This is a genomic window from Halorussus salinisoli, assembly GCA_005239435.1.
GTDB lineage: Archaea > Halobacteriota > Halobacteria > Halobacteriales > Haladaptataceae > Halorussus > Halorussus salinisoli.
In genome coordinates, this window is sequence record SZNP01000008.1 from 208,733 (window position 1) to 233,935 (window position 25,203).

Annotated in this window: 23 protein-coding genes; 20 read left to right on the top strand and 3 right to left on the bottom strand. The window is 65.4% G+C overall.

Features of this window, described 5'->3' with window-relative positions:
• Window positions 1–64 precede the first annotated feature (64 nt).
• Entirely contained in the window at window positions 65–679 is a 615-nt protein-coding gene (locus E2484_RS21100) for a class I SAM-dependent methyltransferase (protein WP_137287163.1), read from the top strand.
• Window positions 680–731: 52 nt separating this feature from the next.
• Here the strand turns inward: E2484_RS21100 and E2484_RS21105 are convergent, their stop codons facing one another.
• The 3 genes from E2484_RS21105 to ribH form a co-directional block, all read right to left on the bottom strand.
• A complete protein-coding gene (locus tag E2484_RS21105) occupies window positions 732–1,625 on the bottom strand; it encodes a universal stress protein (protein WP_137287164.1) in 894 nt (297 codons plus the stop codon).
• Window positions 1,626–1,723: 98 nt separating this feature from the next.
• The gene (locus E2484_RS21110) at window positions 1,724–2,866 is read right to left on the bottom strand and encodes a pyridoxal phosphate-dependent aminotransferase (RefSeq protein ID WP_137287165.1); all 1,143 of its coding nucleotides are present in this window, start codon (window positions 2,864–2,866) and stop codon (window positions 1,724–1,726) included.
• Between the two features lies 1 nt (window position 2,867).
• Complete coding sequence (gene ribH / locus E2484_RS21115) at window positions 2,868–3,269, bottom strand: 6,7-dimethyl-8-ribityllumazine synthase (protein WP_137287166.1); 402 nt, start codon at window positions 3,267–3,269, stop codon at window positions 2,868–2,870.
• Window positions 3,270–3,349: 80 nt separating this feature from the next.
• Between ribH and E2484_RS21120 the strand changes: the two genes are divergently transcribed.
• The 19 genes from E2484_RS21120 to acs all read left to right on the top strand — a co-directional run.
• Window positions 3,350–5,146, top strand: coding sequence for a flippase activity-associated protein Agl23 (locus tag E2484_RS21120; RefSeq protein WP_137287167.1), 1,797 nt, complete (start codon window positions 3,350–3,352; stop codon window positions 5,144–5,146).
• 43 nt (window positions 5,147–5,189) lie between these two features.
• Window positions 5,190–6,389 carry a 5-(carboxyamino)imidazole ribonucleotide synthase gene (locus E2484_RS21125; RefSeq protein ID WP_321112888.1) on the top strand — a complete coding sequence of 400 codons (1,200 nt, stop codon included), beginning with the start codon at window positions 5,190–5,192 and terminating at the stop codon, window positions 6,387–6,389.
• 19 nt (window positions 6,390–6,408) lie between these two features.
• On the top strand, window positions 6,409–7,041 hold the full coding sequence (purE, locus tag E2484_RS21130) for a 5-(carboxyamino)imidazole ribonucleotide mutase (protein ID WP_137287169.1): 633 nt from the start codon (window positions 6,409–6,411) through the stop codon (window positions 7,039–7,041).
• Between the two features lie 570 nt (window positions 7,042–7,611).
• Entirely contained in the window at window positions 7,612–8,025 is a 414-nt protein-coding gene (locus tag E2484_RS21135; protein ID WP_137287170.1) for an NADH-quinone oxidoreductase subunit A, read from the top strand.
• On the top strand, window positions 8,022–8,723 hold the full coding sequence (locus E2484_RS21140; RefSeq protein WP_137287171.1) for an NADH-quinone oxidoreductase subunit B: 702 nt from the start codon (window positions 8,022–8,024) through the stop codon (window positions 8,721–8,723). The genes E2484_RS21135 and E2484_RS21140 overlap by 4 nt, the downstream gene beginning before the upstream one ends.
• Complete coding sequence (locus E2484_RS21145; protein ID WP_137287172.1) at window positions 8,720–10,390, top strand: NADH-quinone oxidoreductase subunit D; 1,671 nt, start codon at window positions 8,720–8,722, stop codon at window positions 10,388–10,390. The genes E2484_RS21140 and E2484_RS21145 overlap by 4 nt, the downstream gene beginning before the upstream one ends.
• Entirely contained in the window at window positions 10,390–11,490 is a 1,101-nt protein-coding gene (locus E2484_RS21150; protein WP_137287173.1) for a complex I subunit 1/NuoH family protein, read from the top strand. Before E2484_RS21145 ends, E2484_RS21150 begins: the two co-directional genes overlap by 1 nt.
• Complete coding sequence (locus E2484_RS21155) at window positions 11,490–11,951, top strand: NuoI/complex I 23 kDa subunit family protein (protein ID WP_137287174.1); 462 nt, start codon at window positions 11,490–11,492, stop codon at window positions 11,949–11,951. Before E2484_RS21150 ends, E2484_RS21155 begins: the two co-directional genes overlap by 1 nt.
• Window positions 11,952–12,003: 52 nt before the next feature.
• A complete protein-coding gene (locus E2484_RS21160) occupies window positions 12,004–12,270 on the top strand; it encodes an NADH-quinone oxidoreductase subunit J (RefSeq protein WP_137287194.1) in 267 nt (88 codons plus the stop codon).
• Window positions 12,267–12,728, top strand: a complete 462-nt coding sequence (locus E2484_RS21165) for an NADH-quinone oxidoreductase subunit J family protein (protein WP_321112880.1) — start codon at window positions 12,267–12,269, stop codon at window positions 12,726–12,728. The genes E2484_RS21160 and E2484_RS21165 overlap by 4 nt, the downstream gene beginning before the upstream one ends.
• Window positions 12,728–13,030 (top strand): NADH-quinone oxidoreductase subunit NuoK, encoded by a 303-nt coding sequence (nuoK, locus tag E2484_RS21170; protein WP_137287175.1) that lies wholly within the window; start codon window positions 12,728–12,730, stop codon window positions 13,028–13,030. The genes E2484_RS21165 and nuoK overlap by 1 nt, the downstream gene beginning before the upstream one ends.
• 4 nt (window positions 13,031–13,034) lie before the next feature.
• Entirely contained in the window at window positions 13,035–15,092 is a 2,058-nt protein-coding gene (nuoL, locus tag E2484_RS21175; protein ID WP_137287176.1) for an NADH-quinone oxidoreductase subunit L, read from the top strand.
• Window positions 15,093–16,622 (top strand): complex I subunit 4 family protein, encoded by a 1,530-nt coding sequence (locus tag E2484_RS21180; RefSeq protein ID WP_137287177.1) that lies wholly within the window; start codon window positions 15,093–15,095, stop codon window positions 16,620–16,622. It begins immediately after the preceding gene.
• Window positions 16,623–18,116 (top strand): NADH-quinone oxidoreductase subunit N, encoded by a 1,494-nt coding sequence (locus E2484_RS21185; protein ID WP_137287178.1) that lies wholly within the window; start codon window positions 16,623–16,625, stop codon window positions 18,114–18,116.
• 442 nt (window positions 18,117–18,558) lie between these two features.
• A complete protein-coding gene (locus E2484_RS21190) occupies window positions 18,559–20,049 on the top strand; it encodes a DHH family phosphoesterase (RefSeq protein WP_137287179.1) in 1,491 nt (496 codons plus the stop codon).
• Between the two features lie 347 nt (window positions 20,050–20,396).
• The gene (locus E2484_RS21195; protein WP_137287180.1) at window positions 20,397–21,209 is read left to right on the top strand and encodes a CBS pair associated ParBc domain-containing protein; all 813 of its coding nucleotides are present in this window, start codon (window positions 20,397–20,399) and stop codon (window positions 21,207–21,209) included.
• A gap of 190 nt (window positions 21,210–21,399) precedes the next feature.
• Window positions 21,400–23,100: an acyl-CoA mutase large subunit family protein gene (locus E2484_RS21200; protein ID WP_137287181.1), complete on the top strand. Its 1,701-nt coding sequence runs from the start codon at window positions 21,400–21,402 to the stop codon at window positions 23,098–23,100.
• Between the two features lie 43 nt (window positions 23,101–23,143).
• A complete protein-coding gene (locus tag E2484_RS21205; protein ID WP_137287182.1) occupies window positions 23,144–23,362 on the top strand; it encodes a hypothetical protein in 219 nt (72 codons plus the stop codon).
• 138 nt (window positions 23,363–23,500) lie between these two features.
• On the top strand, window positions 23,501–25,203 hold a 1,703-nt coding region (acs, locus tag E2484_RS21210), incomplete at its 3' end, for an acetate--CoA ligase (RefSeq protein WP_137287183.1).

The window sequence follows — 25,203 nt, forward strand, 5'->3', positions numbered from 1 at the left end:
TACCGGAGGGATGGCGCGTCCGATCCAATTAGATTGATACGAACCCTCGACGAACCCGGAGACGATGACCGACCCGGACACGATTTCGACGTATCAGTCGGTCGCCGACGAGTACCGAGAACGCCACGACGACCGTTCCCCGATTCGAGAGTCGGTCGAGCAGTTCCTCGGGTCGTTCGAAACCCCGCCCGACGGCGAATGGGCGACCGACTCGGAACCGGCCCGCATCGCCGACGTAGGCTGTGGTCCCGGTTGGGAGTCGGCCACCTTCGCCGACTCGGGCCACGAGGTCGTCGGCGTGGACCTCACGCCCGCGTTCCTCCGGGCCGCGAGCGACCGCGCCCCCGACGCCGAGTTCGCTCGGATGGACATGCGGAGCCTCGGCTTCGCGGACGACGCCTTCGACGGCCTGTGGGCCTGCGCGTCGTTCCTCCACGTCCCCCGCGAGGACGCTCCCGCGACCCTCGGGGAGTTCCGGCGCGTGGTCCGGCCGGGCGGGGTCGTCTTCCTCTCTGTCAAGGCGGGCGACGGCGAGACCGAGGGCGACACCTACGACGACGACCGACGCCAGTTCACGCTCTACCGGGCCGACGAACTGCGCGAACTGGCCGACGTCGCGGGGTTCGAGGTCGAGACCGTTTCGGACGGCGACTGGGTACAACTGCTCGGGCGGGCGTGACGGTCCACCCGACGCGGCGCGCGACGAGTGACGGCGCTCCGACGAAGGGCCGTCACTCGTCTTCTTCCGGCGAACGCACCGACAGAACCGGAATCTCGGCGGCCCTGACGACCTTCGCGGTCGTACTACCGAGGAAGTGCCGGTCGAGACCGCTTCGTCCGTGAGTCCCCATCGCGATCAGGTCAGCGTCGTTGTCGTCGGCGTAGTCGAGCAGTCCCCGCGCCGGAACGGCTTTTCGAACTGCAGTCGTGGCGTCGAGACCGGCCTCGCGCGCTCGCTCGGCGACGGCCTCGGTGGCGTCTTCGCCGCGCTCCTCGAGTTGCTGGAGGAGGTCGGCTTCAGGGCCGACCTCGGACGCAGTCGCCACAGACCGGATGTCCACGACGTTGACCGCGTGAACGGTCGCGCCGTACTTCCGGGCGATTGCGATGCCGTGGTCCACCGCGGCGGTCGCGCAGTCGCTCCCGTCGGTCGGAATCAGAATCGGGTCGTAGCCGTCACCGACGACGCTCCGCTCGGTCGCTCGGACCGTGAACACCGGGACGTCGGACAGTCGGACGACTCGCTCGGCCACGCTCCCCGTGACGAACCGGTTCAGCCCGGTTCGGCCGTGCGTACCCATGAGAACGAGGTCCACGTCGTTGTCGTCGGCGTATTCGAGGATGCCCTCCGACGGCTTGCCCTTGACGACCGCCGTGCGAACGTCGTCCGAGGAGTCGGTCAGTGTGTCGAGTTCCGCAATCGTCTCTCGGGCGCGGTCTTCGAGTTGCCCGACGAACTCCTCGTCTACGCCGCCGGCACTGAACAGACCGCCCTCCGACTGCACGTCCACGACGTTGATGACGTGGACCGTGGCGTCGAACGCGCGTGACAGATGCAGGGCGTGCTCGGCGGCCCGCTCGGCGTGTTCGCTTCCGTCGGTGGGCACGAGGATGGTGTCGTACATGGTGAATCGTATCGAGACGTACGAGGGACCGTCCCTTAAGGAAGCTGGCAGTTCCCGAGCGTCGAGAATCGACGCCCGTCGAAAAGGAGTCGCCCCGGCTACAGCAGGCCGGCGTCCACGAGTCTATCGACGGCCTCGCCGATGCGCTCCTTGCTGTTGGCGTAGGAGATGCGGGCGTAGCCCGGCGCGCCGAAGGCACTGCCCGGCACGGTGGCGACGTGGGCCTCTTCCAAGGCGTCCTCGCACCACGTCTGGTCGTCGTCGGCGACCGGCATCATGAGGTAGAAGGCCCCGTCGGGTTCGGGTGCTTCGACGCCCTCCTCGCCGAGGCGTTCGAGCAGGAACTCGCGGCGCTCGGCGAAGGCCTCGACCATCTCCTCGATCGCGTCGTCGGTGTTCCGGAGGGCTTCGACGCCCGCGTGCTGGACGAAGTTGGTCGCACAGGAGACCGAGTGGGAGTGGAGTTTCCCGGCCTCCGAGATGAGTTCCTCGGGTCCGGCGAGGTAGCCGAGTCTCCACCCGGTCATCGAGTAGGCCTTCGAGAAGCCGTTGATGGTGACGGTTCGGTCGGCCATGCCGTCGAACGTACCGAGGCTGGTCGGTTCCGCGCCGTAGGTGATCTGCTGGTAGATTTCGTCGCTGATGACCGTCACGTCGTGTTCGACCGCGAGGTCACGGACGCCTTCCAGCGCGGCGTCGGAGTAGACCGCGCCCGTGGGGTTGCTCGGCGAGTTGACGACGAGGAGTTCGGTCTCGTCGGAGATAGCCTCGCCGAGTTCGTCCAGCGCGGGTTCGAGTTGGAAGTCGTAGGGCGAGAGGTCCACCCGGTCGAGGTCGCCGCCCGCCAACTTGACCATCGCCTCGTAGGAGACCCACGCGGGGTCGAGCAGGACCACTTCGTCGCCGTCGTCCACGAGGGTCTGGACCGCCTCGTAGAGCGCCTGCTTCGCTCCGGGCGTCACGATGACGTTTCCGGCCTCGTAGTCGAGTCCGTCACCGCGGAGCTTTTCGGCGATGGCTTCGCGGAGTCGAGCGATTCCGTTCGAGGACGTGTAGCCGGTGTGGCCCGCGTCCATCGCCTCCTGTCCGGCCTCGACGACGTTCTCGGGCGTCGGGAAGTCGGGTTCGCCGACGCTCAGGTCCACTACGTCCGCGCCCTCGGCCTCCAGTTCGGCCGCGAGGTTGCTGATTGCGAGGGTCGCGCTCGGTTCGACTCGCTGAATTCGGTCTGAAAAGTCCATCTTAGAGTTCCTCCACAAGTTCGACTGCCGCGTTCACTGCCTCTTCACCTTTGTCCACGCGCTCGCGGGCCTCCGCTCCCGACATACCCGGTCCGCTGATGCCGAAGGTGATCGGCGTGTCGCGGTCGAGGCTCACGTCGGTCAGGCCCTGCGCGGCGGCGTCGGCGATAACTTGGTCGTGGTCCGTGTCGCCGGTCACGATGGTTCCGACCACCGCCACGGCGTCGACTTCGTCGCGCCGGGCGAGGCGGTCGGCCGCCAGCGGCGCGTCGTACGCGCCTGGGACGCGGAGGGTCTCGACGACCTCCGCACCGCGGTCGGCGGCGGCCTCGTTGGCGCGTTCTTCCATCTGCTCAGTTACCTCGCGGTTGAACCGCGAGACGACGAGACCGAGGGAAACCATGTCGGAGTCGTGGTTTGGACGAGTAAAAGAACTACCGTTCTCCGGAAAACTTGTATCCCTCCGGATGGTTTCCGGAAACGATGACCGCAGACGAGAGGTCCGCGAGCGCTCGGCGGTGGACCCGCGATTCCGTGAGTTCGTTCCGCCGGGCGGTCGGTACGCGAACCGCAGTCGCGGTGCTCACCGTGACACTGCTGGCGCTGGCGCTTCGACTGTTCGCGCTCGGAACGCGCGTGTTCCATTGGGACGAGGCGCGAGTCGGCTACTGGATTCTACGCTACGCCGAGAACGGCATCTGGGAGTACCACGCCGTCATCCACGGGCCGTTTCTCTATCACGTCAACAAGTATCTCTTCCAGTGGTTCGGCGCGAGCGACTTCCTCGCGCGCTTGCCCGTCGCCGTCGTCTCGGGCCTGCTTCCGCTGACCGCGTGGCTGTTCCGCGAGCGACTCCGCCGCGTCGAGATGATCGCCGTCGGGTTGTTCTTCGCCGCTAACCCCGTAATCCTGTACTACTCGCGGTTCATGCGCAACGACGTGCTGCTCGCGGCGTTCATGATGTACGCGCTGGCGTTCTACGTTCGCCTGTTCGACACCGGGAAGCCGCGATACCTCTACGCCGGGACGCTGATGGTCGCGCTGGCGTTCACCACGAAGGAGAACGTGCTGGTCTACGTGGTGACGTGGCTCGGCGCGGCCGTCCTCCTGTTCGACCACCGACTCCAACTCGTGGTCGGGGCCGACGACCGGGTGGCCTTCCTCCGCGAGCAGGCCCGCGAGACGTGGCGCGCGCTCTGGCACGACCGGTGGGGTCTCCACCTCGTCCTCGGAGTCGTCTTCTTCTTCGCGGTAGTCGTCTTCTTCTACGCGCCGCGGTCGCAGGGTGTCTCCGAACCGGGTCTCTGGAAGGCGTTCGGCAATCCGGGGACGTTCCCGGCGGTACTCGAAGAGGCCACCGTGGGGTCGTGGGAGTCGTTCGTCGGCAAGTGGGGCGAGGGCAACCAGAAGTCGTACCTCGGGACGCTCGAGTCGCTCGGCGCGGTTCTCTGGGAGGGCGCGGCCGCGATCGTCGTGTTGGCAGTCGTCGGGTTCGTCGCGGACCGATACGTCGGCGACAGGCCCCGCGACGTGGTTTCGTTCACGGCCTACTGGGGGTTCGTCAGCATCCTCGGCTACCCCGTCATCGTGGAGAACGCGTTCCCGTGGGAGGTCGTCCACGCGGTCGTCCCGCTGGCGGTTCCCGCGGGGGTCGGCATCGCCATCCTCGTCCGCTGGGGCGCGGAGGCCGTGACCGACGGCGACGCCGTGAGCGCCACGCTCGCGGCCCTGCTCGTCCTGCTGGTCGCCGGACAGGTCGCGGCCACCGCGGTCAGCACGACCTACCAGCATCCGGCCGACCAGTACCTCGACGAGGCCGAGGAGGACAGGAACGCCCTGCTCCAGTACGGCCAACCCGCGGAGGGTCTCCGGCCGACGCTCGAACGAGTGCGCTACGCCGCGAACCACAACGACGGCATCGACGTGCTGTACTACGGGTCGGACTTCTACGTCGCCGACGAGACCGAGAACGACCGGTGGGCCGCGGGCGGCGGGTGGTACGACCGCCTGCCGCTCCCGTGGTACACCGAGATGTACGGCGCGGAGGTAGACAGCACGACCGAACTCGGCGTGGTCGAGTCGGACCCGCCGCCGGTCGTCGTCGCCCGCGCCGGGGACCGCGCGCAGGTCGCCGAGCGCCTCGACGGCTATCGAGCCTTCGAGGAGGAACTGACCCTCTGGGGGAGCGAGACGGTGTTCTTCGTCCGCGAGGACGCGCTTCCGCCGGAGAACGGGGGTGGCTCGGTTTCCCAACACCGCGACGCGGTCGGCACGCAGTAGCCACCGCGACGCCACCGACACTCGATGGCCACGTTCTTGCACAATAGCCGCCCGAGTTGGCAAATCTTATGCAGGGCCGTCTACAACCCACCACCAGATGACCCGCACAGAGACGCTCGGCGTCGTCGGCGGCGGACAACTCGGCCGGATGCTGGCGGAGGCGGCCGCACCGCTCGGCGTCGAAGTGGTCGTCCTCGACCCGACACCGGAGTGCCCGGCCTCGCCGGTCGCCCGCGACCAAATCGTCGCCGAGTTCGACGACGAGGAGGGCGTCCAGGAGTTGGCCGCGCGCGCGGACTACTTAACGTACGAAATCGAGTTGGCCGACCCCGACCTGCTGGAATCGGTCGAACGGGAGTACGACGTGCCCGTGAACCCCGACCCCGAGACGCTTCGGACGATTCAGGACAAGTTGGTTCAGAAGCGCACCCTGCGCGAGGCCGGGATTCCCGTGCCGGAGTTCCGGCAGGTAGACGACCGCGCGGACGTGGCGGCGGCCGCCGAGGAGTTCGGCTACCCCGTCATGCTGAAGGCCCGCGAAGGCGGGTACGACGGCCGGGGCAACGTCCCGATAGCGGACGAGACCGAGGTCGAGGACGCGCTGGCCTCGGTCTCGGGCGGAGCGATGGTCGAGGAGTTCGTGGCGTTCGAGCGCGAGGTGTCGGTAATCGGCGCGAAAGGAGACGGCGAGACCGCCACCTTCCCGCTCGGCGAGAACGTCCACCGCGAGGAGATTCTGCGCGAGACGGTCGTTCCCGCCCGGACCGACGAGGAAGTCGGCGAGCGCGCCCGCGAGGTGGCCGAGGACGTGCTGGACCTGCTGTCGGGCCGGGGCGTGTACGGCATCGAACTCTTCGAGACGCCGGAGGGGGAGATTCTCGTGAACGAAATCGCCCCGCGACCGCACAACTCGGGCCACTACACCATCGAAGGCGCGCTGACCTCCCAGTTCGAGCAACACGCCCGCGCCGTGACCGGGCGACCGCTCGGCGCGACCGACCTCCGAGGCCCCGTCGTGTCGGCGAACCTTCTTGGGGACGTCGAGGAGCGCCAGCGGGCCGAGATTTCGGGCGACGAGGCGATTCTCGCCCATCCGGGCGCGAGCTATCACTGGTACGGCAAGCACGAGGTGTACCCGCTCCGGAAGATGGGCCACCTGACGCTGGTCCGGCGCGACGACGAGACGCCCGAGCGACTGCTTCGAGACGCCCGCGACCTGCGCGACGAAGTGACCTTCGAGTGAGACCCACAGGAGAATTTGAATGAGCGAACTACAGCGACTCATCGACGACCTGCGAGCGGAGGCAGAGCGCGACAGAGACCCCGAGGAGACGCCCGAAATCGGCATCGTCATGGGGAGCGACTCGGACCTCGACGTGATGGCCGGGACCGACGACTCCGAGGGGGCCTACGACGCCCTGACCGAGTTGGGGTTCGAGGAGATCACCGATTACGACGACCCGCCGGAGGCCCGGTTCACCTTCGAGACCTACGTCGTGTCGGCCCACCGCACGCCCGAACTGATGTACGCCTACGCAGAGACCGCCGAGGAACGCGGTCTCGACGTGATCATCGCGGGCGCTGGCGGGAAGTCCGCGGACCTCCCGAACATGACGGCTTCGCTGGCCTACCCCCTGCCGGTCGTCGGCGTGCCGGTCCAGGAGAAGTCGCTCCCCTCCGTGATGGGGATGCCGACCGGCGCACCCATCGTCGCGGTGGACGCGGGCAAGTCGTTCAACGCCGCGCTGTCGGCGGTCCAGATTCTCGCGCGCCGGCACGGCGACCTTCGGGACCGACTCGTGGCCTATCACGACGACTTGCAGGAGGACGTGGCGAACGTGTCGCGGCGACTCCACGAGGAGGGGACGCCGGGGTTCCGCGACCGGAGCGAGTGACGGGTCGGAGATAGGTCGAACGGAATCGCGATCGGTCGTCGGGCCGAGTGCGTCGAGTCGGGCGGTCGGGCGACGGGCAGTCTCTCGCCCGCGGACTTTCGTCGAGAGAAAGAAATACGCGATACAGAATCGCTCCTCCATTTGCCTTACATAGGAAAAAGCGTCCGAGAAAATCGTATAGCAGTCCGTTCGCGCGAACGGAACGGGTTTTTGCCTCGCGTTTCAGTCGAGTGACGCCGTTTCGGTCGAGAGAGCGCAGGATCAACGCCGGTTCCGCTCGGGAAGAAGTCGGATGTGGCGTCCGCGCGGACAAAATTCAACGACAAAATCCGATTGTCCCGTCGGTTCCGTCGGTTATATCGGCTTAACGTCAGTTCGGACGGGTGACAACCACCGCGTAGCGTCGGTGAACGGCGTGACCTCCGGAACTCCGACTCGAAATATTCCGTTACCCGACAGAAACCGTCAAACCGGCGAAACGCACGCGAGGCGGCCAGATTCGTAGGAATCGCAAGAATCAACGCTTATGAGGGTGCGCTCATAATCTCGGGATGGTAGGAGAATATCCGCATGAATCCATGGATAGCTATTGGCGCGTTGGCGCTGGTGGGGCTGTTGATACCGTTCGGGATGATGGCGGTATCCAGCCTGCTCCGGCCTACCGTGCCCGAGAAAGGAAAAAGCGCCACCTACGAGAGCGGTGAAGTGCCGACGGGCGGCACGCGAATCCGTTTCAACATCCAGTACTACATGGTCGCGCTGCTGTTCGTCGTCTTCGACATCGAGACCGTTCTCATCTTCCCTTGGACGGTCATCTACAGGAACGCGGTCTCGATGGAGGGCGTCGGCCTGACGGGAGCCCTGCTCCCGATGCTGGTGTTCATCGGCGTTCTCGTAATCGGTCTCGGCTGGGCGTGGCGTAACGGTGCCGTACGGTGGGTCCGCAACCCCGACCGTTCGCAACGGAGCGTGGAACGACAATGAGCAACGAACCACGGGAAACGATTCACAGTAGTACAGAGCCGCAGACGAAGACCCGCGAAGCCCGGATGTCGGGCGTGGACAGTCGGTTCAACTCCAAGCTTCGGGAGGCGTTCGGCTCGTCGCCGTTCATCCTCACGAAGTTCGACAAGTTCATGAACTGGGTCCGTGGGTCGTCGATGTTCATGCTACAGTTCGGTATCGCGTGCTGTAGCATCGAGATGATGCACACCTACGCGGTCAAGCACGACCTCGACCGCTTCGGCGCGGGCGTCCCCCGCGCGTCGCCGCGACAGGCCGACGTGATGATCGTTCCGGGAACCATCGTCTCGAAGTTCGCACCCCGGATGAAGCGCGTCTACGACCAGATGCCCGAACCCAAGTTCGTCGTGAACATGGGGTCGTGTTCCATCTCGGGCGGCCCGTTCCAGGAGGGCTACAACGTCATCAAGGGTGCCGAGGAGGTCATCCCGGTGGACATCCACGTCCCCGGTTGCCCGCCCCGCCCCGAAGCGCTGGTCTACGGCGTCGCCAAACTTCAGGAGCGCATCGCCAACGGCGAGACCAGTCCAGTGACGGTCAAGCCCTACGAACTGGAGCAGTTCGGCGACCTCGAACAGGACGAACTCATCGACAAACTCGCCGACGACATCGACGAGGACACCCTCGTAATGCGGTACAACTGGGCTGATTCACCATGAGTTCCCAAGAGAAGACGCCCGAGGGCGACCTTCCACAGGTCGAGGGCGTCGACTACGACGCTATCGAGGACCTGCTCGGCGACCGGGTGATTCGACGCGAGACTCACCTCAACGCCGAGGGGTTCGTCGTTCGGCCCGACGAGGTCGAGGAGACGCTCGAACTCCTCCGCGACGAGGCCGGATTCGACCACCTCTCGATGCTCACCGCCCAGGACTACGAGGACAGATACGAGAGTATCTACCACCTGACCAAGTACGACGACCGGACCCAGGAGGTCAGCGTCGTCGTCCCGACCGACCCGGAGAACCCGGCCAGCGAGTCGGCCGCGTCGGTGTACAAGACGGCCGAGTGGCACGAGCGCGAGGCCTACGACCTCGTGGGCGTCGAGTACGAAGGCCATCCAGACCTCCGGCGCATCCTCCTGCCCGAGACGTGGCAGGGCCACCCGCTGAGTTCGGACTACGACCAGGACAAGCCTCAGATAGTCACGCTGGACGAACACGTCAATCCGCTCGCGGAGAGCCAAGAGGACAGCGAGTCGGACACGATGTTCCTCAACATCGGACCGCACCACCCCGCGACTCACGGCGTGCTCCACGTCAAGACGGTCCTCGACGGTGAGCAGGTCGCGGACGTGGAACCCGACATCGGCTACCTCCATCGCTGCGAGGAGCAGATGTGCCAGCAGGGCACCTACCGCCACCAGATCATGCCGTACCCCGACCGGTGGGACTACGCGTCTGCCGGCCTGCTCAACGAGTGGGCCTACGCCCGCGTGGCGGAGGACTTGAACGACATCGAGGTGCCCGAGTACGCCCAGATTATCCGGACGATGAGCGCCGAACTGTGCCGAATCGCGTCGCACATGCTGGCGCTCGGGACGTTCTGTCTGGACATCTACGGCGACTTCACGGCCATCTTCATGTACGCCATGCGCGACCGCGAGAAGGTCCAGAACATCCTGGAGGACCTGACCGGCCAGCGCATGATGTTCAACTACTTCCGACTCGGCGGGGTCGTCTGGGACCTGCCCGAACCCCGCGAGGAGTTCTTCGAGAAGGTCCGGGACTTCATGGACGACCTGCCCGAGACCCTCGAAGAGTACCACGACCTCATCACCGGCAACGAGATCTTCCAGAAGCGTACCATCGACACGGGCGTCATCGACGCCGAGACCGCCAAGGACTACGGCTGTACGGGGCCGGTCGCCCGCGCGTCGGGCATCGACTACGACCTGCGCCGCGACGACCCCTACGGCTACTACGACGAACTCGACTGGGACGTCATCACCGAGGACGGCTGTGACAACTTCGCGCGACTGCTCGTGCGGATGCGCGAAGTCGAGGAGTCGGCCAAGATAATCAGCCAGTGCGTCGACCTGCTCGAAGACTGGCCCGAAGACGAGCGCAACATCCAGTCCAACGTCCCCCGGACGCTCAAGCCCGACCCGGACACCGAAGTCTACCGGGCCGTCGAGGGTGCCAAGGGCGAGCTCGGCATCTACATCCGGTCGGACGGCACCGACAAGCCCGGCCGATTCAAGATCCGGAGTCCGTGTTTCAACAACCTCCACTCGCTGGAGGCGATGGCCGAGGGCGAGTACGTGCCCGACCTCGTGGCCGCACTGGGTAGCCTCGACGTGATTCTCGGGGAGGTGGACCGCTGATGACGTCGTTGGTCCCGCTCCAGGGACAGGCCGAACCCCTGCTCCCCGAGACCATCGGTGAGTGGCTGTTCGGAGCGAACATGGCTCCGTGGCAGGAAGCCATCGCGGCGTTCATCGCTGCCTTCCTCATCGGCAACATCATGTTGGCGATGACGGGCGTCGCAGGGCCGTGGGCCAAGCGGAAGATTACCGCGGCGTTCACCGACCGCATCGCGGTCAACCGCGTGGGTCCCGCGGGGCTACTCATCATCGTGGCCGACGCCGTCCGCCTGCTGAGCAAGGAACTCATCATCCCGGACGGCGCCGACCGCCCGGCGTTCGACCTCGCGCCGCTCGTGGTGGCGTCGTCAGCGCTGCTCGGATTCGCGGTCATCCCGATGGGTCACATCTTCGGCGTCAACCTGCATCTGGCCGACCCCGAGACGGGGATGGCGTTCGTGTTCGCGGCCGCCTCCATCGCCACGCTCGGACTGGCGATGGCGGGCTACGCATCGAACAACAAGTACTCGCTGATGGGCGGTCTGCGCGCCATCGCGCAGAACATCGCGTACGAGATTCCGCTGATCATCACGGCGGCGTCGGTCGTGCTGTTCACCGACACGCTCCAGATGAGCCAGATCGTCGCGGCCCAGCAGGAGGCGCTGTTCACCGTCGCGGGCATCACGATTCCGTCGTGGTTCGCGTTCGTGAACCCGTTCGCGTTCATCCTGTTCGTCGTGGCGAACCTCGCCGAAGTCGGCCGGAACCCGTTCGACATTCCGGAAGCGCCGACCGAAATCGTCGCGGGGTACCAGACGGAGTACTCGTCGGTGTACTTCGTGCTGTTCTACCTCGGCGAGTTCCTCCACATCTTCCTCGGCGGCGCAATCATCGCCACGCTGTTCCTCGGCGGTGCGAGCGGCCCGTTCCTGCCGGAGTCGCTGAACTTCGTCTGGTTCGTCGTGAAGATTTGGGCCGTCTTCCTGTTCACCCAGTGGGCGCGGTCGGCGGTGCCGCGCGTCCGCATCGACCAACTCATCGAAATCGGCTGGAAGGGCATGCTCGTACTGAGCTTCGCTAACCTCGTCCTGACGGCCATCATCGTTGGGGTGATGCTCTAATGATCGGAGTCCTCAAGTCAATGGCAACCACGCTGAAGCACGCACTGGACGGGTCCACGTTCACGGTCGAGTACCCCGACGTGGCACCCGAAGTAAGCCCGCGGTTCCGCGGGGTCCACAAGTTCAGCCAGGAGCGCTGCATCTGGTGTCGCCAGTGCGAGAACGTCTGTCCGAACGACACGATTCAGATCGTTCAAGACGACCAGCGCAACGGCGAGCAGTACAACCTCCACATCGGACAGTGCATCTACTGTCGGCTGTGCGAGGAGGTCTGCCCCGTGGACGCTATCCTCCTGACGGAGAACTTCGAGTTCACGGGCGACACCAAGGACGACCTCGTGTACAACAAAGAACAGTTGAAGAACGTCCCGTGGTACAAGGACATTGACCCCCTCGAATCCCGCGAACCCGACCGGGGCGCGTGGATCGGCGAGGGCGAAGGTGAGGTGGACTACCAGTAAGTCCGTCTCGAAACGTTAAAAGGACGATTACCAGAATTTCAAGGTGACCGAAATGGCATACGAGACACTTACGTTCGGACTGTTCGCTCTCGTGACGATAGCGAGCAGTCTGGGCGTCGTCCTGGTGCGGGACGTGTGGCACTCGGCGTTACTGCTGGGTGTCGCGCTGCTTTCCGTCGCGGTCCACTACGTGATGCTGCAGGCCGAGTTCCTCGCAGCGATGCAGATCCTCGTCTACGTCGGCGGGGTTCTCGTCCTCATCACGTTCGCCGTGATGCTCACGCGCCAGGCCAAGACAGAGGAGGTATCGAAAGTATGAGCGGATACGACGACGACAGGGAAGAACGGGACGTAAGTACCGAACCCGACGTCGGTATCGACGACCGCGGCCGGAAGTTGCCCGGCGTGGCCGCTCTCGGACTGTTCGCGGTGATGGCGTGGGTCTTCGTCGGCGCGGAGTTCGGCGAGGCCGCCGCTGGCTTCGGTTCCGACGGAGAGAGCATCACCGCCAGCATCGGCTACGCGATGTTCAACATTCCGGCGGAGAACGCCATCCCGAGCGAAGGGTTCCTGATTCCCTTCGAGATTATCGACCTGGTGCTGGTCGCCGCGCTCGTCGGCGCGGTCATGCTGGCCCGCCGCGACGACGCTGGAGAAATCACGTCGGCCCTGCGCTCGGACGCGGTCGAGCAGGAAGGGTCGCCGCAGGAAACCGTCGGCGAATCGTCGCGCGATGAGGTCGTCGCCGACGGCGGACGGGACGGAGGTGAGGAGTGATGGTACCGATACAGTACTACCTCCTGCTCTCGGCCGCTATCTTCGCAATCGGCGTCTTCGGCATCCTGACTCGCCGGAACGCACTGTTGTTCCTGATGAGCGTGGAGCTACTGCTGAACGCGGCGAACGTCAACCTTGTCGCATTCTCGCGGTTCCACGGCAATCTGACCGGCCAGACGTTCAGCCTGTTCACGCTGGCGCTGGCGGCCGCCGAAGTCGCGGTCGGTATCGGCATCATCCTCGTGTTGTATCGTAACTTCAAGGACGTGGACGTAACCGAAGCGACGACGATGAGGTGGTAAACGTATGGCAGCACTCCCCTTCGAACTGGCACCGGCCATCGCGGCCCTGCCGTTCGTATCGTTCCTGATCGCGTTGTTCGTCGGCGCGTTCGCCCCGCGGCTACTCCCCAAGGGCGGCGCGATTCCCGGCATCCTCGCCACGGGCGGTTCGCTCCTGTTGTCGCTGTGGGCGTTCCTCGAAGTGTCGGGTGGCGAGACCTACCACGAGTACGTGACGTGGGTCGCAGGCGCGGGCGAAGCGACGTTCGACCTGCATCTGGGTATCCTGCTCGACCCGCTCTCGACGATGATGCTCGTCATCGTCTCGCTGGTCGCGTTCCTCGTCCACGTCTTCAGCCTCGGTTACATGAACGACGAAGGCGAGACGGGCCTGCCCCGGTACTACGCCGGACTCGGCCTGTTCACCGCGAGCATGCTCTCGTTCGTGTTCGCGGACAACCTGCTGATGGCGTTCATGTTCTTCGAGCTAGTGGGCCTGTGTTCGTGGCTCCTCATCGGCTTCTGGTTCCGCGACGACGCACCGCCGAGCGCGGCGAAGAAGGCGTTCCTCGTCACCCGATTCGGTGACTACTTCTTCCTCGTCGGTCTCGTCGGCGTCTTCGCCACCTTCGGCACGTCGATGTTCGTGGGTAGCGAAGGCCTCGAATCCTTCCCCCACATAGCCGAGCAGGTCCTCGCAGGCGAGAGCGCAGCCGAGGTGACGACTTATCTCGGTCTCGACCCGCAGGCGTGGTTCGCGGTTCTCGGCCTGCTCATCCTCGGCGGCGTCGTCGGCAAGTCCGCGCAGTTCCCCCTGCACACGTGGCTGCCCGACGCCATGGAGGGTCCGACTCCCGTCTCCGCGTTGATTCACGCGGCGACGATGGTCGCGGCAGGTGTCTACCTCGTCGCGCGCATCTACGGGTTCTACGCCCTCCTGCCGCAGGTGTTGGCGCTCATCGCCTTCGTCGGAGGCTTCACCGCGCTGTTCGCGGCGACGATGGCCGTCGTCAAGAAGGAAATCAAGCAGGTGCTGGCGTACTCGACCATCTCCCAGTACGGCTACATGATGCTCGGACTGGGCGCTGGCGGCTACGTCGCGGCGACCTTCCACCTGATGACCCACGCGTTCTTCAAGGCGCTGCTGTTCCTCGGTGCCGGGTCGGTCATCATCGCCATGCACCACAACGAGAACATGTGGGACATGGGCGGTCTCAAAGACCGGATGCCCGTGACCTACTACTCGTTCCTCTCCGGTTCGCTCGCACTGGCGGGCATCGTGCCGTTCTCGGGCTTCTGGTCGAAGGACGAAATCCTCTACGAGGCGCTCGTCCACGGCCTCAACAGTCCGCTGCTGCTCGGCGCGTACGCGATGGGTCTGGTAGCGGTGTTCTTCACCGGGTTCTATACCTTCCGGATGGTCGCGCTGACCTTCCACGGTGAGCCCCGGACCGACACCGCCCGCAACCCCCACGGCGTGCGCTGGAACGTGAAGGGCCCGCTCGCGGTGCTGGGTACCCTCGCGGCCGTCGCCGGATTGGTCAACATGCTCCCGGTGCAGAAGCTGCTGGGCGTGGAGATCGACTTCCTCCACCAGTGGCTCGACGGCGGGGCGGAAGCGCTCTCGGCTCACCACTACGGCGAGCTGACACACGACTTCGCCCACTACTCCGCGGGCACCATCGGCTCGGAGCTGACGACGGTGCTGCTCGGTGCGGGCGTCTCGCTGGCGCTCGCGCTGGCGGGCGCCGGACTCGCGTGGAAGCTCTACGCGGTCCCCTCGCCCGAGGAACACACCGACAAACTCGGTGGTGCGAAGACGGTACTGTTCAACAACTACTACCAGGACGAGTATCAGGTCTGGCTCGCGGAAGGCGTCACCCTGCCGCTGGCCCGCGCCGCGGACAAGTTCGACCAGGGCGTCATCGACGGCGTGGTCAACAGCGTCTCCAGCGTGAGCCTCTTCGGCGGGAGTCGCATCAGGCGCGTCCAGACCGGCGTGGTGTCGAACTACGCCTTCCTGCTGACGGCGAGTTTCGTCGTCTTGCTCGTCGTCATCGGTCTCGTGGGAGGTTGGTTCTGAATGTGGATCGAAGCACTCATCGCCGTGACGATGGTGAGCGCGCTCGCGGTCTTCCTCGCCCCGAGCAAGGTGGCGGGGAAACTCGCGTTCGCGCTCAGCCTGCTCCCGCTCGCCGGGAGTCTCTGGATGTACAGCACGTACGAGGCCAGCGGTAACGCCCTCTTGGCGGGCAGCGAGTTGGCCTTCGAGACGAACTTCGAGTGGGTCGCCGCGGGACCGTACGCGCTCAACTGGCACGTCGGACTTGACGGCATCAGCATGCCGCTGGTCGCGCTGACCACGGTACTCACGTCGCTGGCGCTGCTGGCGTCGTGGACCCCCATCGACGAGCGTCAGAACCAGTTCTACGGACTGATGCTCTTCCTCGAAGCGAGCCTGCTCGGCGTCTTCTCGGCGCTGGACTTCTTCGTCTGGTTCGTCTTCTGGGAGATGGTGCTGGTCCCGATGTACGTCCTCATCGGCGTCTGGGGCGGTCCGCGCCGCAAGTACGCCGCCATCAAGATGTTCGTCTACACGAACATCGCCAGCCTCGTGATGTTCATCGGGTTCATCGCGCTGGTGTTCGGCCTCGGCGACTCGGTGACGACCCTCGACATGCCCGCCGTCGCGCAGGCGTTGCGCGCGGGCGAACTCGGTAGTCTGGGTCCGGTCAGCGCGGGCACGCTGAAGGTGGCGGCGTTCGTCGCCATGTTCGCCGGGTTCGCGGTGAAGGTCCCGGTCGTCCCGTTCCACACGTGGCTCCCGGACGCCCACGTCGAGGCCCCGACGCCGGTCTCCATCATGCTGGCCGGGGTCCTGCTGAAGATGGGTACGTACGCCCTGCTCCGGTTCAACTTCACGATGCTCCCGAACGTCGCGCAGAACAACGCCCAGATTATCGCGCTGTTCGCGGTGATCAGCGTCATCTACGGCGCGATGCTGGCGTTGGCCCAGTCCGACCTCAAGCGCATCGTGGCGTACTCCTCGGTGTCGTCGATGGGGTACGTCATCCTCGGACTCGTGGCGTACACGCTCTACGGCATGGGCGGTGCGACCTTCCAGATGGTCGCCCACGGTCTCATCTCGGGACTGATGTTCATGTCGGTCGGCGTCATCTACAACACGACCCACACCCGGATGGTCTCGGACATGTCCGGGCTGGCGAGCAAGATGCCCATCACCGTGGCGGTGTTCGTCGCGGGCGCGTTCGGCTACATGGGCCTGCCGCTGATGGCCGGCTTCGCCGCGGAACTGTTCATCTTCCTCGGCTCGTTCGGCGCGTTCGCTGGCTCGGTGTGGTTCACGGCAGCCGCGATGTTCGGCATCGTCGTGGTCGCCGGCTACCTGCTGTTCGCCATGCAGCGCACCCTGTTCGGACCGTTCGAGGTCGAGACCGACTACGAGGTCGGTCCGGCCGCGTTCCACGACGTGGCTCCGCTCGTGGTCCTCATCCTGCTGGTCATCCTGCTGGGCGTGGACCCGAACATCTTCTACGGCATGATTCAGGACGCAGTGAATCCGCTGGTTCCGGCGGCCGGAGGTGGTGTATAGATGGCAGTCGAGCTACCGACGTGGATGGCGCTCGGTCCGACGCTCGTGCTCGGACTGACGGGCCTCCTCCTGTTGGTCCTGGACAGCATCGACCCGAACTCGGCTAACCGCGGTCTGCTGGCCGGAACGGCGACCCTCGGGTCGCTGGCGGCGGCCGGACTCTCGGTGTGGTACCTGTTCGCGGGGACGGGCGCCGACCCGATTCGGCTCTACCAGGACTCGCTCGTCGTGGACACGATGAGCCTGTTCTTCGCCTTCGTGTTCGCCAGCGTGACCGTGCTGGTCGTGGTCGCCAGCTACGACTACATGCGCGACCACTCCTATCAGGCGGAGTACTACGCGCTCGTCATGCTGGCCGCGACGGGCATGACGCTGATGGCGGCCGCGAACAGCCTCGCGGTGGCGTTCGTCAGCCTCGAACTCTCCAGCCTACCGTCGTTCGCGCTGGTCGCCATCCTGAAGAAGAACCGCGGGAGCGTCGAGGCGGGACTCAAGTACCTCCTCATCGGCGCGCTCTCGTCGGCCATCTTCGTGTACGGCGTCAGCCTCGTGTACGGCGTCACCGGGTCGCTGCTGCTGCCCGAAATCGCCAGCGGCGTCGCCGACACGGAACTGACGGGCGTACTCGGCATCGGCGTGCTGATGATGCTCGGCGGGTTCGCCTACAAGACCGCCTCGGTCCCGTTCCACTTCTGGGCGCCCGAGGCGTACGAGGGCGCGCCCGCACCCATCTCGGCGTTCCTCTCGTCGGCCTCGAAGGCCGCCGGGTTCGCCCTGGCGTTCCGCGTGTTCACGGTCGCGTTCCCGGTCGAAGAGCTGATTACGGGTGCGACCGCGAGCGTGGACTGGGTCCTCGCGGCCCAGATTCTCGCGGTCGTGACGATGACGCTCGGTAACTTCGCCGCGGCCACTCAGGAAGAAGTCAAGCGGATGCTCGCGTACTCCTCTATCGGACACGCGGGCTACGTCCTCATCGGTCTCGCGGCGCTGACGGGCGGCAACGACCAGTTCGTCCTCGGTGCGAGCATGGCCCACCTGCTCGTCTACGGCTTCATGAACACGGGCGCGTTCCTGTTCATCGCCCTCGCCGAGTACTGGTCGGTCGGCCGAACGTTCGAGGACTACAACGGTCTGGCCACGCAGGCACCGTTCGCGTGCGTGGCGATGACCGTCTTCATGTTCAGCCTCGCCGGACTCCCGCCGTTCGGCGGCTTCGTGAGCAAGTACTTCCTGTTCGCGGCGGCCGTCGGCGCGGGCTTCTGGTGGCTCGCGGCCGTGGGTGCTATCAACAGCGCGCTGTCGCTGTACTACTACTCTCGGGTCGTGAAGGCACTCTGGATAGAAGACCCCTCGGGCGAGTTCGACATCGAGTCGAGGCCGGTCGGTCTGTACGCCGCGCTGGTCGCGGCCGCAGTCGTCACGGTCCTGCTCCTGCCCGGGTTCGGCCCGGTCTGGCAGTACGCCACCGACGCCGCCGCGGCGCTCGTGGCGTAGAACGACCGTCGAACCGACTTCGATTTCACCCCAACTTTCGCGGTTTCGTTTTTCGGACGCTACTTCGACACAGCCACGGGGTTCGCAGTTGACCGCACCCGGACCGTCCACTCCTGCGCGCTGGCACACGTCCACTCCGGCGCGTGCTGGCGTGGCTTCGCGGTGTGAGGCCCTTGCAGTGCTGTGGGTGGCGGTGCAGTTGCGGTCTTCCGCGGCTCGAGGAGTAACTAGCGTCAGCACGTCCTGTAGCCGGTTTCCGACGTCTGAGACCCGGAGCACCTCGTAGGCGCAGAGCCGGTTTCCGGCACGCGAGACTCGAATTTCCCACGGCCGTCTTCACGCACGAGAGACCCGAACCCAGACCACCCAAAACCGCGAGCCAGCGCCGGTTTCAGCTCCCAGACGGTAGACTTTAGGCCGCGCAACAGAAAGCGCGGGTACGATGGTTTCCCGGTTGGTACTTGGGTGTGGAACCGTCGGGCAGTCGCTCGTAGAGGCGATAGCCGACGGTCCGGGAAGCCTGGTGGTCATCGACGACGCCGAGAGTCGAATCGAGGCGCTCCGCGAAGAGGGCGTGACGGCGACCTCCGGCGACCCCACCGACCCCGAGACCGTCGAGGGCGGGGCCGAAGACGTGGAGGTGGTCGTCGTGGCCGGCGACGACCCTGAGACCAACCGGCGAGCGGCCGAACTCGCGGTCGACCTGTTCCCGGGCGCGTACCTGCTCGCGTACGCGGGCCACGACGCGACCGACGACCAGCGATTCGCGCTGTCGGCTATCGCCGACCGGACGGTCGACCCGACCGAGGCGCTGGTCGAGCAGGTGGTGACCGTCGCGGTCGGCGACCACGCGATTCGGACCGCGAACCTCCGGCGGACGCTCCGGGCGGTCGACGGAAAACTCGCGGTGTTCATGCACGACAACCCCGACCCCGACGCCATCGCCAGTGCGGTGGCGCTGTGCCGTATCGCCGAAGAGGTCGGTATCGACGCCGAACCGTGTTACTTCGGCGAAATCTCTCACCAGGAGAACCGAGCGTTCGTGAATCTGCTCGACCTCGACCTCCGGAACTTCGAGGCCGGACCGGACCTCGACCTCTCGGAGTTCGCGGCCGTCGCGCTGGTGGACCACTCCCGGCCGGGCGTCAACGATCAACTGCCGGAGGACACCCCGATCGACGTGGTGGTGGACCACCACCCGCCGAAGGAACCGGTCGACGCGACGTTCATCGATCTGCGGAGCGACGTGGGCGCGACCTCGACCCTGCTGGCCGAACACATCCAGCGCCTCGGCATCGACATCTCGGAGGCCGTTGCGACCGGCTTGCTGTACGGTATCCGAGTGGACACCAAGGACTTCGCCCGCGAGGTCTCGACCGCCGACTTCGAGGCGGCGTCGTATCTCCTCCCCCACGCCGACACCGGGATGCTGGAGCGCGTCGAAAGCCCCTCGGTCAGCGCCGACACGTTCGAGACCGTGGCGCGGGCCATCCGGAATCGCCGGGTCGAGGGGACGGTGCTGGCGACCTGCGTCGGGTCGCTGTCGGACCGCGACGCCCTCGCGCAGGCGGCCGACCAACTCCTCGACATGGAGGACATAACCACGACGCTGGTCTACGGGTTCCGCGACGGTACGGTGTTCGTCTCGGCGCGCGCCCGCGGGACCGACGTGGACCTCGGCGAGACGATGCGGGCCGCCTTCGACCAGATCGGAAGCGCGGGCGGCCACGCCGACATGGCCGGGGCACAGATTCCGCTCGGCCTGCTCGGCACGGTCGAAGAGGAGGAGGAAGCCTCGCTGACCGACGTCGTCAGTGACGTTATCACCGACCGTTTCTTCGAGACGATTCAATCGACGCCCCAGACCGACGGCGAGTACTCCCACGGCGGCGAGGCGAGTTTCGACGCGACCGTCGCGGAACACGAAGACTGACCGACGGTCCGGCCGAAATGGATGGATGTATTTTCCTGTTCGAAAGCAACCTCTTTGCGTGTCTGAGAAATAATATTATTGTTTAGCTAGCGGGCGGTCTACGCGAGCGAAACGAGTGCAGGCCGGAGGAGACGGTGCGGTTGCGGTGTCCCGGAAATCGACTGGTTCCCTTTCTCTCTCCGCTGCTGGAACGACCTCCTCGAACCGACGAATCGCACGCCGATTACGACGACACTCGTCGCCTCGGGAGACACGGTACAACCCCCACGAGACCACGAAACGACGCGAGTACGTATCAGGAACGTGAAGCGGGAAGCCTTTTCACCTCCGACCGCATCCATGCATGCATGGACGTGGCGGCAGCGGACGGCGGGACTGCCGACGGGAAGCCGAAAGTCAAAGATTACATGACCCGCGACGTGGCGACGGTCTCACCCGACGCCACCGTCGAGGAGGTGGCGCGTCGCATCGTCGAGAGCGACGAACACAACGGCTACCCCGTCTGCGACGGACGGCGGGTCGAAGGATTCGTCAATGCCCGCGACCTCCTGCTCGCGGACGACCAGGAGCCGATTTTCAAGGTGATGAGCAAAGACCTCATCGTGGCCCACCCCGACATGAACGTCAACGACGCCGCGCGCGTCATCCTCCGGTCGGGCATCCAGAAACTCCCGGTCGTGGACGACGCAGGAAACCTCGTGGGGATCATCTCGAACACCGACGTGATTCGCTCCCAGATAGAGCGCGCGACTCCCGAGAAGGTGGGCAAGTTGATGCGGACGCTCGAATCCATCCACGACACCGAGGTCGAGCAGACCCGCCGAGAGGTCCCGCTCGAAGAACTCACCCCGACGCAGGGGAAGGTGTACGCCGACGAGTTGGAGGGACGGACGTACGAACTCGAACGCGGACTGGCCGAACCGCTCGTGGTCATCGACGCCGTCGACGGTCTCCTGCTGGCGGACGGCCACCACCGCGTGATGGCCGCCGACAAAATCGGGGTCGAGCAGATGGACGCCTACGTCATCCTCGTGGACGACGACGTGGAACTCGGGATGCAGAAGACCGCCGAGAAGGAGGGACTCGACTCGCTGGACGACGTGAAGGTCGTGGACTACGCCCGCCACCCGCTCGTGGAGACCACGAAGCGGTTGCAGTAGGCCCGCCGAACTGCCGTTTCGTTCGGATTTCCGCGAAGTCGTCCGGGTTTTCTCACGAGACCGAGATGGCCTGCGAGTTCCGCGGCCCGCCACCCTCTCGTTCCGCGCCCGTAACCCTCACAGCGCCGACGACACGACTCGCAGAGTCGCTTGCGGAATCTTAATGGACAGTCCGGCAATTATTACGAGTATGTACGACGAGGACGATCTCGCCGAGATACGCGATGCGAAGGAGGAGTGGGAGGAAGAGACGCTGGGTCCCGTACTCGACGCCTACGGCGAGCGCAAGGACCGATTCGCCACCGTGTCGAACCTCGAAGTCGATAGGCTCTACACCCCCGACGACGTGGCCGACCTCGACTACGAGGAGGACCTGGGCTTCCCCGGCGAGGAACCGTACACCCGCGGACCATACCCCACGATGTACCGCGGTCGGACGTGGACCATGCGCCAGTTCGCCGGGTTCGGCACGGCCGAGGAGACCAACGAGCGATTCCACTACCTCATCGACGAGGGCCAGACCGGTCTCTCGACCGCGTTCGACATGCCCTCGCTGATGGGCAAGGACAGCGACGACCCCCTCTCCGACGGCGAGGTCGGCAAGGAGGGCGTGGCCGTTGACACCCTCAAGGACATGGAGATTCTGTTCGACGGCATCGACCTCGGGGAGGTCTCCACGTCGTTCACGATAAACCCCTCCGCGCCGGTCATCTACGCGATGTACATCGCGCTGGCCGACCAGCAGGGCGTTCCCCGCGAGGAGATTCGGGGCACCCTCCAGAACGACATGCTCAAGGAGTTCATCGCCCAGAAGGAGTGGGTGATTCCGCCGGAACCGAGCCTCGACATCGTGACCGACACCATCGAGTTCGCGGTCGAGGAGACGCCCAAAATCAAGCCGGTCTCCATCTCTGGCTACCACATCCGGGAAGCGGGTTCGACCGCGATTCAGGAACTCGCGTTCACCCTCGCCGACGGCTTCGCCTACGTCGAGGACTGTCTCGACCGCGGACTGGAGATCGACGAGTTCGCGCCGCAACTCTCCTTCTTCTTCAACTCCCACAACTCCATCTTCGAGGAAGTCGCCAAGTTCCGGGCCGCCCGGCGCATCTACGCCGACGTGATGGACGAGTGGTACGGTGCCGAGGCCGAGGCCAGCAAGCAACTCAAGTTCCACACCCAGACCGCTGGTCAGAGCCTGACCGCCCAACAGCCACTCAACAACGTGGTCCGCGTGACGATTCAGGCGCTGGCCGGAGTGCTCGGTGGCACCCAGAGCCTCCACACCAACAGCTTCGACGAGGCGCTCGCGCTCCCCTCCGAGAAGGCCGTCCGGGTCGCGCTCCGGACCCAGCAGATTATCGCCGAGGAGTCGGGCGCAGCCGACATCGCCGACCCGCTCGGCGGGTCGTTCGCGGTCGAGAGTTTGACCGACGAGACCGAGGAGAAGGCGATGGCGTACATCGAGGAGATAAAAGAGATGGGCGACGGCTCGGTCCGCGACGGCGTCCTCGAAGGAATCGAGCAGGGCTACTTCCACCGCGAGATTCAGGACGCCTCCTACGAGTACCAGGAGCGCGTCGAGGAGGGCAAAGAGACGGTCGTCGGCGTCAACAAGTACGAAATCGAGCAGGACACCAAGCCCGAAATCCTGGAAGTCGACGAGGAGGTCCAGGACCGTCAACTCGCCCGCCTCGCCGAGGTCAAGGAGGAGCGCGACGACGCCGCGGTCGAGGCCACCCTGGACGACCTACAGGACGCCATCGACAGCGACGAGAACGTGATGCCAGCCATCGTGGACGCGGTTAAGGTCTACGCGACGATGGGCGAAATCATGCAGGTGTTCGAGGCCGAGTACGGGAGCTATCAGGAGACGGTCAGTATCGCCTGAGACGGGTCCCGACTCTCTTCTGGCGTGGCGACGAAATACGGGTATGAACTACACGGTCCAATACTACGACCTCGTGTTGGTCGCTATCGTCACGACGATGGCGGTCGGCGCGTTACTCGGCGTCTCGACCCCGCTCGCGCTTCCGACCGCCGTCACCGGCGCGGGCCTCGTCGCCGCCCTCTTCATCGCCCACGGTCTGTTCGTCAACGGCCCGGTGGACGAACCCGGCGACCTGACCGACGAAGTGGACGCGCTCAACTGAACATATCTGTCGGGAAAGTAGAACGTAACTCTCAGTTTCCGTCGCCTTCCGCCGAGAACGGCGCTCTTCCCCCGTGTTCTGGCGTGCTAACTCGCGCCAACCTTTATTGCTCTCCTTAGTGAGTAGTAGAACGTACTTATGCCCGAAGATACCGCCGAACTCGAAGCACGGCTCGAAGAACAGGACGAGTTCGAGCCGCCCGAGGAGTTCGTCGCGCAGGCGAACGTCTCGGACGACTCCGTCTACGAGACGTTCGAGGAGGAGTGGCCCGAGTGCTGGGAGCGGGCGGCAGAACTTCTAGACTGGGACGAAGAGTACGAGACGGTGCTGGACGACTCGAACCCGCCGTTCTACGAGTGGTTCACCGGCGGCGAACTCAACGCCTCGGCGAACTGCCTCGACCGGCATCTGGACGAGCGCGGCGACGAGGCCGCAATCGAGTGGGTCGGTGAACCGGTAGACGAGGAGAACCGGACCTACACTTACGAGGAACTCCACCGCGAGGTCAACGAGTTCGCGGCCGCGCTCCGGGAAATGGGAGTCGGCGAGGACGACGTGGTGACGATGTACATGCCGATGATTCCCGAGTTGCCCATCGCCATGCTGGCGTGCGCCCGCATCGGTGCACCCCACAGCGTCGTCTTCGCCGGGTTCTCCGCGGAGGCGCTCGCAACGCGGATGGAATCGGCCGATTCCCAATTTCTCGTCACCGCGAACGGATACTTCCGGCGCGGCGACGCCTTGGACCACTACGAGAAAACCCGCGAGGGCCTCGGCGACGTGGGCCACGAGGTGTCGAACGTGGTGGTCGTGGACCGACTCGGCGAACACGGCCACGGTCACGACCTCGAACCGAACGAACACTACTATCAGGACCTCGTGGACGACAACGAGGGCGCGGAGGTCGAACCGGTGTCGCGGGACGCCGAGGACATGCTGTTCCTGATGTACACGTCGGGGACGACCGGGCAACCGAAGGGCGTCAAGCACACGACCGGCGGCTATCTCGCGTGGACCGCCTGGACCTCCCAAGCCGTGCTGGACGTCAAGCCCGAGGACACGTACTTCTGCTCGGCCGACATCGGCTGGATTACCGGCCACTCCTACATCGTCTACGGCCCCCTGTCGCTCGGGACGACCACGATGATGTACGAGGGCAGCCCCGACCACCCCGAGCGCAACCGCCTCTGGGAGATTATCGAGGAGTACGAGGCCGACCAACTCTACACCGCGCCGACCGCCATCCGGGCGTTCATGAAGTGGGGGAGCGACTACCCCGACCGGCACGACCTCTCGTCGCTCCGCCTGCTCGGCACCGTCGGCGAACCCATCAACCCCCGGGCGTGGAAGTGGTACTACAAGCACATCGGCGACGAGAACTGCCCCATCGTGGACACGTGGTGGCAGACCGAGACCGGCGGCATGATGGTCACGACCCTCCCGGGCGTCAATACCATGAAACCCGGAAGCGCGGGGCCGCCGCTTCCGGGCGTGGACGCCCGAGTCGTGGACACGAACGGCGACGAAGTGGACGCCGGGCAGGCAGGCTATCTCACGGTCCAGAAGCCGTGGCCGGGGATGCTGCGTACCCTCTACAACAACGACGAGCGGTACGTCGACGAGTACTGGGCGGAGTACTCCGACACCGACTCCGACGACCCCGACGATTGGGTCTACTTCCCCGAAGACGGCGCGAAGATAGACGAAGACGGCTACATCACCGTACTGGGTCGCGTGGACGACGTACTCAACGTGTCGGGCCACCGCCTCGGCACGATGGAGATTGAGTCGGCCATCGTCGGCGTCGAGGGCGTCGCGGAGGCCGCGGTCGTCGGCGGCGA